This is a genomic window from Haematomicrobium sanguinis DSM 21259, from assembly GCF_000688395.1.
Classification (GTDB): domain Bacteria; phylum Actinomycetota; class Actinomycetes; order Actinomycetales; family Micrococcaceae; genus Haematomicrobium; species Haematomicrobium sanguinis.
In genome coordinates, this window is record NZ_JIAG01000008.1 from 79,344 (window position 1) to 91,445 (window position 12,102).

14 protein-coding genes are annotated in these 12,102 nt (G+C 63.4%); 11 read left to right on the forward strand and 3 right to left on the reverse strand.

Annotated elements, in window-relative coordinates:
• Window positions 1-6 precede the first annotated feature (6 nt).
• Entirely contained in the window at window positions 7-747 is a 741-nt protein-coding gene (lexA, locus tag O148_RS0108485; protein WP_051620024.1) for a transcriptional repressor LexA, read from the reverse strand.
• A gap of 298 nt (window positions 748-1,045) precedes the next feature.
• Here lexA and O148_RS0108490 point away from each other — a divergent pair, with 298 nt between their 5' ends.
• The 7 genes from O148_RS0108490 (at window position 1,046) to O148_RS15710 (ending at window position 6,800) form a co-directional block, all read left to right on the forward strand.
• Complete coding sequence (locus O148_RS0108490; protein ID WP_026530570.1) at window positions 1,046-1,393, forward strand: LysM peptidoglycan-binding domain-containing protein; 348 nt, start codon at window positions 1,046-1,048, stop codon at window positions 1,391-1,393.
• Window positions 1,394-1,477: 84 nt separating this feature from the next.
• Window positions 1,478-2,620 carry a histidinol-phosphate transaminase gene (locus tag O148_RS0108495; protein WP_026530571.1) on the forward strand — a complete coding sequence of 381 codons (1,143 nt, stop codon included), beginning with the start codon at window positions 1,478-1,480 and terminating at the stop codon, window positions 2,618-2,620.
• A complete protein-coding gene (gene hisB / locus O148_RS0108500; protein WP_026530572.1) occupies window positions 2,617-3,228 on the forward strand; it encodes an imidazoleglycerol-phosphate dehydratase HisB in 612 nt (203 codons plus the stop codon). Before O148_RS0108495 ends, hisB begins: the two co-directional genes overlap by 4 nt.
• Before the next feature lies 1 nt (window position 3,229).
• Window positions 3,230-3,862, forward strand: coding sequence for an imidazole glycerol phosphate synthase subunit HisH (gene hisH / locus O148_RS0108505; RefSeq protein WP_026530573.1), 633 nt, complete (start codon window positions 3,230-3,232; stop codon window positions 3,860-3,862).
• 46 nt (window positions 3,863-3,908) lie between these two features.
• Window positions 3,909-4,673, forward strand: coding sequence for a bifunctional 1-(5-phosphoribosyl)-5-((5-phosphoribosylamino)methylideneamino)imidazole-4-carboxamide isomerase/phosphoribosylanthranilate isomerase PriA (gene priA, locus O148_RS0108510; protein WP_026530574.1), 765 nt, complete (start codon window positions 3,909-3,911; stop codon window positions 4,671-4,673).
• Window positions 4,663-5,517, forward strand: a complete 855-nt coding sequence (locus O148_RS0108515; RefSeq protein ID WP_026530575.1) for an SseB family protein — start codon at window positions 4,663-4,665, stop codon at window positions 5,515-5,517. Before priA ends, O148_RS0108515 begins: the two co-directional genes overlap by 11 nt.
• Window positions 5,514-6,800, forward strand: a complete 1,287-nt coding sequence (locus tag O148_RS15710; protein ID WP_051620026.1) for an MFS transporter — start codon at window positions 5,514-5,516, stop codon at window positions 6,798-6,800. The genes O148_RS0108515 and O148_RS15710 overlap by 4 nt, the downstream gene beginning before the upstream one ends.
• Here the strand turns inward: O148_RS15710 and O148_RS0108525 are convergent.
• Both O148_RS0108525 and O148_RS0108530 read right to left on the reverse strand, forming a co-directional pair.
• A complete protein-coding gene (locus tag O148_RS0108525) occupies window positions 6,739-7,740 on the reverse strand; it encodes an NAD-dependent epimerase/dehydratase family protein (RefSeq protein ID WP_026530576.1) in 1,002 nt (333 codons plus the stop codon). The genes O148_RS15710 and O148_RS0108525 overlap by 62 nt on opposite strands.
• 245 nt (window positions 7,741-7,985) lie before the next feature.
• Complete coding sequence (locus tag O148_RS0108530; RefSeq protein WP_026530577.1) at window positions 7,986-8,402, reverse strand: DUF1844 domain-containing protein; 417 nt, start codon at window positions 8,400-8,402, stop codon at window positions 7,986-7,988.
• A gap of 362 nt (window positions 8,403-8,764) precedes the next feature.
• Here O148_RS0108530 and infC point away from each other — a divergent pair, with 362 nt between their 5' ends.
• The 4 genes from infC to O148_RS15720 all read left to right on the forward strand — a co-directional run bounded on the left by infC (window position 8,765) and on the right by O148_RS15720 (window position 12,058).
• On the forward strand, window positions 8,765-9,859 hold the full coding sequence (infC, locus tag O148_RS15715; RefSeq protein WP_240470832.1) for a translation initiation factor IF-3: 1,095 nt from the start codon (window positions 8,765-8,767) through the stop codon (window positions 9,857-9,859).
• A gap of 44 nt (window positions 9,860-9,903) precedes the next feature.
• On the forward strand, window positions 9,904-10,098 hold the full coding sequence (gene rpmI / locus O148_RS0108540; protein ID WP_026530578.1) for a 50S ribosomal protein L35: 195 nt from the start codon (window positions 9,904-9,906) through the stop codon (window positions 10,096-10,098).
• A 67-nt stretch (window positions 10,099-10,165) separates the two neighbouring features.
• Window positions 10,166-10,867, forward strand: coding sequence for a 50S ribosomal protein L20, sunset domain variant (gene rplT / locus O148_RS0108545; RefSeq protein WP_026530579.1), 702 nt, complete (start codon window positions 10,166-10,168; stop codon window positions 10,865-10,867).
• A gap of 237 nt (window positions 10,868-11,104) precedes the next feature.
• Window positions 11,105-12,058 (forward strand): TrmH family RNA methyltransferase, encoded by a 954-nt coding sequence (locus tag O148_RS15720; protein ID WP_035745551.1) that lies wholly within the window; start codon window positions 11,105-11,107, stop codon window positions 12,056-12,058.
• Window positions 12,059-12,102 lie beyond the last annotated feature (44 nt).

Sequence of the window (12,102 nt, forward strand, 5' to 3'; positions counted from 1 at the left end):
GGACGGCTAGAGCGCGCGCAGCACCGAGACGACCTTGCCCATGACCTGCGCATGATCGCCCAAGATGGGTTCATATTGTGTGTTTTGCGGTAGGAGCCAGGTGTGCCCGTCGCGCTGACGGAAGGTCTTCACGGTTGCCTCATCGTCCAGGAGTGCGGCGACAATATCGCCGTTGCTGGCGTCATTTTGCCGACGCACCACAACCCAATCGCCGTCGCAGATCGCGGCATCGATCATCGAGTCGCCGGACACTTTGAGCATGAAAAGTTCGCCGTGGCCGGTCAAGACCCGCGGTAACGGGACAATGTCCTCCACGGTCTGCTCGGCGAGTATCGGTCCGCCGGCGGCAATGCGGCCCACGAGCGGAACCATGGCGGTATCGGAGGAACTGCCGAGCTCCGCCAGGGAGACGGCGCTCGGGGCACGGGTGAGATCGGAGGCGGGATCCAGCTCTGGCATTTCCTCGCCATCGTTGAGCGTCAGCGGGATCAGGACTTCCATAGCGCGCGGACGTTTAGGATCCCGGCGAAGATAGCCCATCTTTTCCAGTTGCGAGAGTTGGTGGGTCACGCTGGAGAGCGAGGCGAGGCCCACGGTATCGGCAATCTCCCGCATGGACGGCGGGTAGCCGTGCTCGTTGACCGAGCGCTGGATAGACTCCAGGATCCTTTTCTGCCGCGGCGTGAGGCTTCGCGGTTCTTTTCGTGCACGACGGCGAGGGGCTGGGTTCACATCTTCGGTCGCCACGTTCTCTCCTTCAGTTAGGCGGCGCCCACACCCGCTGCGTTGGCGCCGGATGCCTGTATTTTCGCGGATCCGCCGAGCTCAAAAACTCAATGTCAGAGCCGGATGATCTGCTTCTGGGTAAGGCATCTTTTCCTTTACGGTAAGGGCGCAGTCACGATTTATCAAATATTTGTTCGAGTGTGTCTGGACTTTTTTCGTGAATAGGTGCTAAAACTGAAATAGAACGAATCGAATACGTGTTCTAACCGGTAGTTCCGGATCGAACGCCGATCGGTTCCCATCCAGAAGAGGAAAGATCATGTCAGCAACCATCGCAACAACGTTGTCAACCAAGGCCCCGGCTCGCTTGAAGCTGACCCGCCGCGGTCGCTTTGTGCTTTTCGGTTTGCCGGTACTGCTCGTACTCGGCGCGCTCATGATGATGCTCGGAGCCTTTTTGAACCCCGCCCAGGCATCGACCGGAGGGCTGTCCACCACCGAGACCGTATCCGTTAGCGTGAAGTCCGGCGAGAGCCTGTGGTCGGTTGCCGAGCGAGTCAGCCCGGACCGCGACCCGCGCGAAGTCGTTGCCGAGATTGCACAAATCAACAATCTCGAGTCCTCGAACCTGCTCGCCGGTCAAAAGCTCGAAGTTCCCGCGCCGTAACTCCATCCCAAGAGCAGGCGTATCTCGCGTAACGCACGTCACGCTGGCTCGGCCTTGGCGCGGTCTATCGCCTAATCTTGAGTGGTGAGTGAAACCACCCAGCGCATGAACCAACTGCCGCTACGCGATTCCTTGCGCGGCGAGGAGCCCTACGGTGCCCCGCAGATTCATGCCCGCCACTTGCTCAATGTTAATGAGAACACGCATCCGCTCAGCGACCGGGTCACCCAGTCCATTCTCGATCGAGTCGAAAAGGCCGTTTCCGGACTCAACCGTTACCCCGACCGGGACGCCGTAGAACTGCGGACGGCGCTTGCCGCCTATCTCGGTCACGGCATCGGGGTAGACAATGTTTGGGCGGCAAATGGTTCCAACGAAATTCTGCAACAAATCCTGCAAGCCTTTGGCGGTCCATCGCGCTCCATGTTGAGCTTTCAGCCCACCTATTCGATGTACCCGTTGCTAGCCCGCGGCACCGACACCGAATACATTTCCGTGCCCCGGAACACGGATTTCACCATCAGCGGCGAGTACGTGGCCGCGCAGATTCGCGAGCACACCCCCACCATCACCGTCATCTGTTCGCCGAACAACCCCACTGGCACGGCGGTCACCCTGGAGACCATTCGCCGCGCCTACGAAGCCACCGAAGAAACCGGCGGGATTCTGGTCATCGATGAGGCCTACGCCGAATTCGCTCAAGACCGGGACCAAAGCGCGCTTGCGCTCCTGGACGGGCGCGCGCGGTTAATCGTCTCGCGCACCATGAGCAAGGCCTTCGCTCTGGCCGGCGCCCGGCTCGGCTATCTCGCCGCCGCCCCGGAGGTTGTCGCGGCCCTGCAACTGGTGCGCCTGCCCTACCACCTCTCCGCCGTCACCCAAGCCGTCGCCATCGCCGCACTGGAGAACGCGGACGAACTTCTCGGCGCTGTCGATGACATCCGCACCCAACGCGACCGGATCGAGCGCGAACTGCGTGACATGGGCTACACCGTTTATGAGTCGGACGCGAACTTCGTCCTCTTCGGCGGCGTCAGCGATCCGCAACGCATCTGGCAAGATCTGCTCGATGCCTCCGTATTGATCCGCAACGTCGGACTCGAGGGAACGCTTCGGGTTACCGCCGGAACAGCGGAAGAAACAACGGCGTTCCTGGACGCCATGCGAACCATCAGCAAAACCACCCCGCCCGCATCCCCGCTCGCCCCAACAGAGAGCACACCATGACCAACACCAAGAAACGCACCGCCCGGATCGAACGCAAAACCAGTGAATCCTCCGTGCTCGTGGACATCGACCTAGACGGCACCGGCCAAGCCAACATTGATACCGGTGTCCCGTTCTATGACCACATGCTCAACGCCCTCGCGAAACACTCGCTCATCGACATGAGTATTCAAGCCTCGGGTGACACACACATTGACGTCCACCACACGGTAGAAGACGTCGCCATCACGCTCGGCGAGGCTCTCAAACAAGCACTAGGTGACAAAGCCGGTATTCGCCGGTTCGCCGACGCCTCCGTTCCGCTCGACGAAGCTCTCGCCACCGCGGTCGTCGACATCTCCGGGCGCCCCTACTTGGTACACCACGGGGAACCCGTGGGTCAGGAATACCACTTGATTGGCGGACACTTCACCGGTTCGCTGACCCGCCACGTCTTCGAGGCGCTTGTGCTCCACGCGCACATTTGTCTGCACATGACCCTCGTATCCGGTCGGGACCCCCACCACATTGTCGAGGCGCAATTCAAGGCACTGGCACGCGCCCTGCGAACCGCCATCGAACCGGACCCTCGCGTGAGCGGGGTTCCCTCCACTAAAGGCGCGCTCTGATATGCCCAAGGTAGCCGTCCTGGATTACGGCTCCGGAAACGTGCGGAGCGTGGTCCGCGCGCTCGAGCACGTGGGCGCGGAAGTCTCCCTCACAAGCGACCCGCAAGAAATTCTGGCTGCGGACGGATTGGTCGTCCCCGGGGTCGGTGCCTTCGAAGCCGTCATGGAGGGACTCAAGAGCGTTGACGCACCGCGCCTGATTGGGCGCCGTGTTGCTGGTGGGCGCCCAGTCCTCGGTATCTGCGTGGGCCTGCAGGTACTCTTCGACGAAGGAATCGAACACGGCGTGCGCACCGCAGGACTCGGGGAGTGGCCCGGTATCGTGGAGCGTCTAGACGCGGACGTTGTCCCGCACATGGGCTGGAACACCGTGGATGCCCCCGAAGGCTCGAAACTCTTCCGCGGTATCGAGGACGAACGGTTCTACTTTGTGCACTCCTACGGCGTACAAGACTGGACCTTCGACCAAAACCACGATGCCATCCGCCCCCCTCTGGTCGCCTGGACCACGCACGGCAAACCGTTCATTGCGGCGGTGGAAAACGGTCCGCTCTCCGCCACCCAGTTCCACCCGGAAAAGTCCGGCGAAGCCGGAGCCAAGCTCCTGAAAAACTGGCTCGAAACGCTCGGCTAAACGCCTAAACTAGAACCGCATCCGACACCTCACCCGAAGAAGATACATGTCACCCTTTGTCGCCGAACCACGCCTAGAACTCCTGCCAGCCGTCGACGTCGCCGACGGCCAAGCCGTGCGCCTCGTCCAAGGCGAGGCCGGAAGCGAAACCAGCTACGGCTCCCCGCTGGAGGCCGCCCTCCAGTGGCAAAAAGACGGCGCCGAATGGATTCACCTGGTGGACCTGGACGCCGCATTCGGCCGCGGCGACAACCGCGACATCCTGCACAAAGTCATCAAGAAGCTGGACGTCAAGGTCGAGCTTTCCGGCGGCATTAGGGACGATCAGTCCCTGGCCGCCGCCATGAAAATGGGTGCCACCCGTGTCAATCTCGGCACCGCCGCCCTGGAAAACCCGGAATGGACCGAACGCGCGATCGACCAGTACGGCGAAGCGATTGCGGTCGGTCTCGACGTGCGCGGCACCACGCTGGCCGCACGCGGCTGGACTCAAGAGGGTGGCGACCTCTGGGAGGTCCTCGACCGGCTGGAAAAGGCCGGGTGCGCCCGCTACGTCGTCACCGACGTGACCAAGGACGGCACGCTCCAGGGCCCCAACCTGGAGTTGCTCAAAGAGGTCGCCCGCAAGACCGACAAGCCCGTGGTGGCATCCGGCGGCATCTCCTCGCTCGATGACATTGCCGCCCTGCGCGAGCTCGTCCCCGCCGGTGTCGAGGGTGCCATTGTCGGCAAAGCCCTCTACTCCGGCGCCTTCACCCTGCCGCAGGCCCTCGCCGTCGCAGGTGCTCCGGACACCGCCCGTGAGCGCTAATTTGCCCGAGCGGCACCTGCCCGGCCACATTCAAGCGGCGCTGAACACCGCGGATTCTGCGGGCCAGCCGTGGGAGGGGCGGGACCTGAGCGGCCCCGGCAATCCTTTGCACAATTTTGAGAACGACGGCGGTGAGGCGCCCACCGCGCTCATCGACGCCTTAGCGCGGCTCACCGAGGGGACGGGCGGTGAAGACGGAGTCATTGCGGCACTTGCCCACGTCCGCGTGTTTGTTCCGGTCTTAGCGATCACCGGCGACAGCGCCGAAGAGATGGGCGAGCACGGCGACAAACACGCCGACATGGCACTTGTGACAATTGCCGCACCGGACGGGCGTGCCGCGCTCCCGATCTTTAGCGATGTGGCCAGTCTCGAGTCGTGGCATCCGGAGGCGCGCCCCGTGGCCGTCTACGCCCCACGTGCCGCGCTGGCCGCCGTGCAAGAGAAGGCGCAACTACTGGTTTTGAACCCCGGAAGCGAATACACGTTTGTGGTGCGCCGCCCCGCCATGTGGGCACTGGCGCAACAACGCGAATGGAAGCCCTCCTACGATGATCCGCGCATTGTGGACACCGTCGAAAAAGTGACCGGCGGGATCAAGGGGATCATCGCCGTCGTGCTTCATCCCGGAAGCGGTATCGGAAGCCGCACCGCGGCCGGGACTCTCGTGGCAGGTGGCGGCGTCGGTCCGGAATTGCGGATGGCGCTCACGCTTGACCCGGATGCTGACCCGCAGGCCACGGTGACGGCGTTGCAGGAGGCGCTCCGTCGCGATGAAGCGTTTGCGACCATGGTGGATTCGCTGGAAATTTCGGTCCATCCGTTGGAGGAGCAACCCCGGTGAGCACGTACTCGGTGTTGTTGAAGCAACCCGCGATTTCCCGGCTGCTGCTGATCGGGTTTGTGGCCCGACTGCCGCAAACAGTGATCTCGCTCGTGCTGATGTTTCACGTCAAGGACACGATGGGTCTGGGCTACGGGTGGGCCGGTTTGGTGATCGCCGCGTTCACGATCGGCGTGACGATTGGCGGCCCCTGGCGCGGACACCGGCTCGATTCGGTAGGGTTGCGGAAGGCGCTGATTCCCTCGATTGTGGCCGAGGTTCTGGTGTGGTCGATTGCTCCGTGGCTGCCGCTTCCCGGGCTGATGGTGGCGGCGTTCATTGGCGGGCTGTTGACGTTGCCGATTTTTACCGTGATGCGGCAATCGCTCGCGGCGATGAGCCAGGGGCCCACCCGGCGCGCAGCATTCAGCTTGGACTCCATCGCAACCGAATTTGCGTTCATGATTGGGCCCATGATCGGCACGTTGGTGGCCGTGTTTATCGGCACGGTGCCGGCGCTGATCGCGATGGGTGCGTTGACCGCGCTCGGCGGGGTGCTGTTCTACGCCGTGAATCCGCCGCTGTCCTCTCTCCCGGATGCCGGCGCGGACCCGAACCCGCAGACGGGCGCGCTGGGTATCGAGGCGATCGTCGCGACCGAGACGCCGGAGCCGGAGGGCGCGCCGGCCGAAAAATTGGCACCCGCAAAGCGTGGCTTGCGGCAGCGCTTTGGCTGGATCACCCTGCCGCTGGTGCTTGTCTACGTCGTGGCGCTGGGGGCGGCGATCGTACTGTCCGGAACCGAAGTCGGCATTGTGTCCTCGCTCAAGGAAACCGGTCAAGAGGTGCAGGTCGGTTGGGTGTTCCTGTTCTGGTGCCTCGGCTCTGCCATTGGCGGGGTGATCTATGGTGCGACGAAACGGCACATCAGCGCCACCGTATTGCTGCTTCTCATGAGCGCGACTACTATGCTGCTGGCGCTTTCCACAGACATTGTGTTCATGTCCGCGGTGTCCATGTTGCCCGGGCTCTTTTGCGCACCGGTGCTCGCCGCAGCGAGCGAGCGTGTCGCGGAAATTGTGCCCGAGCGCTACCGCGGCAAGGCCATGGGTCTTTACGGGTCCTCGCTGACCATCGGCACCGCGGTTGGGTCGCCGCTTGCGGGGGTATTTGCTGACGGCTTTGGGCCGGGCGCCGGATTCCTCGCCGCCGGAATCGGCGGGCTGGCGGTCTGCGCGCTGGTTACCGGGATCCGCTTTCTCGATGCCAGGCATCCAACAACTCCTGCTGCTCGCGTTCGCTGAGCCCCGAGGGGAGCGAGCTGCCGGCTGCGTTCTCTACGTAGGCGGCAAAACTTGCTGCGCTGTCTTGCAGTGTGTCCGCGAGCGGACGTGCGCTATACCCGAGCTCGCGGGAGCGGGCACCGGTGTGCGCAAACATGGACCAATATTCGGTGCTCGGCAGCCAGAGCGGCATTGACCGGGGGCCCATCCAGGGGGAGACACCGTGGACATTGAGCCAGTCGGTATCCGCTGAAACCGTGCTGCGCGTGGTGGATCCGGCGAGGTGCAGAAGTTCCTCGGTCGTGGTGTCGGTGCCGGTCACGTCCACGGTGCCGACGGCAGGCCCGGCGGCGATATTGACGGCAAATGCTGCGAGGTCGCGCGCGTCTACCAGTTGCATGGGGCCGCCCTGGTCTGCATGAACCAAAGCCGGGCCGGGCTGTGCGAAGCGCCACGGCCAGTACCCGGAGCGTCCGGTCACATCTCCGGGCCCGCCGATCAGTCCGGGGCGCAAAATCGATACCGCTCCGGGGAACCGCGCCGCGTAGGCTTCGCAGCGCACCTTGGCCGGCCCGTAAAACTCCATGGATTCCATGCGGTCCGAGTCCAACGGCGGCAGCAGGTCCGCGGTCTCATCCAGCCCGCTGCGCGCACCGGTATGTGGGTGCACGCTGAGCGAGGAGATGAAGACGTAGTGCCGTACCCGTCTTCCCAGATGTTCGACGACGCCCCGCACCCAACCCGGTTGTCTCGCCACGTCGATGGCCGCATCCCAGGTTCCCGGAAGCGCGTTCTCTGTCAGCTCGGTGGTGTCGCGGTCGAGATGAACGGTCGTGACGCCTTCGGGGAAGGTGCCGCTCGTGCCGCGTGAAAGCGTGGTGACCTCATGACCGGCCTGCACCGCGGCCGAGGCGAGATGCCAACCCAAGAATCCGTTGCCGCCCAAGATGAGAATGCGCATGCGGCCAGTCTGGCACGCCAGGGGGGCGTGGTGTGAAGTAGCTCACTCAATCTCGCCGTGGGCGCAAAAGGCAACCACGCGCCGTCGTGCTTCAGGTGAAGGTGGCGCCGCGAAAGGTGCCGCCCACGCACCATCGAAATCCTCGCGTAAGCGCACACTCGAAATCGACTGTGCAGATAATGCACACTTTAACGGCGTGTCGCGTGCGTGTTCTGCACACTCGATTTTTAGGTGGCAGGCGATTTTTAGTTGACGGGGCCGGTGTACTTTTCTCCTGGGCCCGCACCCGGAGCATCCGGGACGACCGAGGCTTCGCGGAAGGCGAGTTGGAGCGAACGCAGCCCGTCGCGCAAGGGCCCCGCATGCTGGGAGCCGATTTCCGGGGCGGCCGCGGTGACGAGCCCGGCGAGCGCAATAATGAGCTTGCGCGCCTCGTCGAGGTCTTTCAACTCGTCGGCATCCTCGCCCTCGGCAAGGCCCACCTTGATCGCAGCGGCGCTCATCAGGTGGACGGCGGTCGTGGTGATGACCTCGACGGCCGGGACTTCGGCAATGTCTCGCACCTGACCCGAGACGTCCACAAACTCGCCCTCGTTCTCATGTGTGTGGGCGGGGTCATCAAAGGAGTGGCGGTGCTCGGAATTATTACTCTCGGTGCTCATACTGCTAAGCTTGTCATAGACCAACTTGTCCGGTCATATCCCCGTGCGTGAAATCGCGCACAAGCCAGAGCGAAAAACTCCGGCGGCGATGTGTGTGTGCGGCAAGTTTTGCAAGAGGAGTCCTCTCCCACCTGTTCGGCCCGGGCAACCGGAGCTGCCAGGTACAGGTTGTGCCCGGAGCGATCCGGGATAGAGCCAGCGCTCGTCAACCCTATTCGAGGCCTTTCCTTGCACCTGCAAAGGAGGGCCTTCTTCTTTTGTGCGGGGTTCCTTGGCCGGATGTTTCCGGCATAGATAGCAAAAAGTGACAGGAGTTTCACATTAGCGAGCCACGTATCAACAATCAGATCCGCGTCCCTGAGGTGCGTTTGGTAGGACCAGCAGGGGAGCAGGTGGGTATTGTTCGCGTTGAAGATGCCATGCGCCTTGCCGCTGAGTCTGACCTTGATCTTGTTGAAGTTGCACCGCAGGCAAAGCCTCCAGTTGCCAAACTGATGGACTACGGCAAGTACAAGTATGAAGCCGCAGTCAAGGCCCGTGAGGCCCGAAAGAACCAAACCAACACGGTTCTCAAGGAAATTCGTTTCCGTCTCAAGATTGACGACCACGACTACAAGACCAAGACCGGCCACGCCCTGCGTTTCTTGAATGCTGGCGACAAGGTCAAGGCCATGATCCAGTTCCGCGGCCGCGAGCAGCAGCGCCCGGAAATGGGTATTCGTTTGCTCAACCGTTTCGCCGAGGACGTTGCCGAGGCCGGTATTGTCGAGTCGGCGCCGCGCCAGGACGGCCGCAATATGGTCATGGTGATCGGCCCGATCAAGAACAAGGCCGAGGCGCGAGCCGAAGCCCGCCGCGCCGCGCAGCGCGCCGAATCCCTCGCCCAGAATGAGGCGAAAGCCAAGTCTGACGCGAAGGCAGAGGCCAAGGCAAAGCGTCGCATCGACGTGACCGGCGACGGTCAACCCATGTCCCAAAGCATGGGGGATCTCATGCCTGAGGAACTGCGCGCCGCCATGGCCGAGCAGGCCGAGGAATCGCCAGCCGCCAAGCAGGCCGAGGCGAAGGCCACCGAGGACAGCATTGCCGAGGTCAAGGCCGAGATTGCCGAGAACGCAGACGCAAAGACTAAGGCCGATGGCGCAGGCAAGGCCGAGAGCACCGGCAAAGCCGAGAGCGCAGGCAAAGCCGAGAGCGCAGGCAAGACCGCGCCAAAGCCTGCAGCGGCAAAGGCTGCTCCCAAGCCCGCCGCGGCCAAGCCAGCCAAATCGGCTGCCAAGCCTGCGGCACCCAAGGCGGCAACGCCGTCGAACGTCACCGCCAAGCCAACGGCTGCCAAGCCCGCGGCCGGCAAGACGAGCGCCGCTAAGAGCGCAACATCCAAGACCACTGGGACCAAGAGCACCGCGGCGAAGAGCACGCGGAGCACCAAGTCCCAGGACAAAGCAGGGGAGTAAGAGCCTTAGGCTCTGACCTCTAAACACAAAGGAGAATCGGTCTCATGCCGAAAATGAAAACGCACAAGGGCACCGCGAAGCGCTTCAAGGTGACCGGCACCGGAAAGCTCAAGCGCCAGCAGGCTAACCGCCGTCACTACCTGGAGCACAAGTCCTCGCGACTGACTCGCCGTCTGGCTGCGGACAAGATTGTGTCCAAGGCCGACACCCGCGCAATCAAGAAGTTGCTCGGTCTCTAATCCACACTGCCATTAGGCACTAACGAAGTCCCGCGGCAAGCGCGGGCAGAACAAAAGGAGTACGCACGTGGCACGTGTGAAGCGGGCAGTGAACGCCCACAAGAAGCGCCGGGTTATCCTCGAGCGCGCCAAAGGTTACCGCGGACAGCGCTCACGCCTTTACCGCAAGGCGAAGGAGCAGCTGCTGCACTCGTTCGTATACAGCTACGGCGACCGCCGCAAGCGCAAGGGCGACTTCCGCCGCCTGTGGATCCAGCGCATTAACGCTGCGTCCCGCGCGAACGGCCTCACCTACAACCGCCTCATCCAGGGCCTGAAGGCCGCCGAGGTTCAGGTTGACCGCCGCATGCTCGCCGACCTCGCCGTGACCGATGCCGCCGCATTCGCCGTGTTGGTCAAGGTCGCCAAGGACGCACTGCCTGCAGATGTCAACGCCCCGCGCACCGAGGATGCGAAGCCTGCCAAGGCTGCCGCGCCGAAGGCTGCCAAGGCCGCTCCGGCCAAGGCCGAGAAGGCAGAGAAGCCAGCCAAGGCAGAAAAGGCGGAGGACGCCGACGCCGCTCCGAAGGGTGCCGTCAAGGCCGAGGGCGGCGACGCTCCCAAGGGTTACACCATCAAGGGCAACGCCGAGTCCAACAAGTACCACGTGCCCGGTTCCACCTGGTACGAGCAGACCGAAGCCGAATACTGGTTTGACTCCATCGAGTCCGCCAAGGCTGCCGGTTTTGAGCCCGCCGGTGGCGAGGCTCGTCAGCAAATCAAGGAGTAATCCTTCGCGCTGAATCCAGCTTGTTGAAGTGCCGCCCTCCCCATTCGGGAGGGCGGCACTTGTGTGTTTGGGGGAGTACTGCCCCAACGGTGAGTACAGATCGAGCGCGTTGACGAGAGAATGTCCCAAGTGCTCGCCGACACGCGACCAACGGGCTCCGCGCGGCATGGGCGGCTGGCCGGGAGCCTGGTGCGCGGCGCGACGCTGGGGCCGGCCGGCTGACCTAGACTAAACCTCATGCCCGAAATCATGAGCAACCCGCAGGCCGATCGCGTCCGTGACATCGCCAAACTCTCCGGACGGTCCGCCCGCGCGCGTCGCGGCGAGTTCCTTGCCGAAGGTCCGCAAGCCGTGCGGGAGGCGCTCAAGGCGCATCACGCCGCAATCGATGCCGGCAACAAGCCGGTGGTGCGCCAGCTCTTTGTCACCGAGGCGCAGTTGGCGGCAACACCGGATATTGCGGATTTGCTGGAGGGTGTCGACTACCGGATCGCGACGCCGCAAGTGTTAGCGGCAATGGCAACCACCGTGACGCCGCAAGGGATCGTGGCAGCCTGTGCCATGAACCTCGCCGCCCTCGAGGACGTTCTTGACCGCCGGCCCGCACTTGTCGCTGTGCTCGCCCAGGTTCGAGACCCCGGAAACGCGGGAACCATTTTGCGGGCCGCAGATTCCGCCGGCGCGGACGCGGTGATCTTCACCGAAGGAAGCGTGGACCCGTACAATCCAAAAACCGTGCGCTCCACGGTTGGCTCGCTGTTTCACTTACCGGTGGTTGCAGGCGTGCCCTTCGATAGGCTCGTCGATGAATTGCGTGGCGCCGACATGCAGATACTTGCCGCCGACGGCTACGGCCACTACAACTTGGACACCCTACAAGACGAAAGCGCAGTGCGCCGGCTCGGCGCCCTGGAAACGCCTGACCGCGCGGGCGATTTAGCCGTCCCAGCAGCGCGGCCCGATCTCGGGCAAGCCACAGCCTGGCTACTTGGCAACGAGGCACAGGGCCTCGCTCCAGAGGAACTGGACGCCGCCGACTTCCGCGTCGCGGTCCCCATCTACGGTGCGGCGGAAAGCTTGAACGTCGCTACCGCCGCCACGGTGTGCCTTTACGCCTCGGCGCGGGCACAGCAACCCGGCCAAGACCCAGTGAGCGCGGACACACCGCAAGCAATTGCCCCAGGCAACTAGGCGCATCCGGGATCCCGCAATACAGTAGTCGAGGGAACATCGCA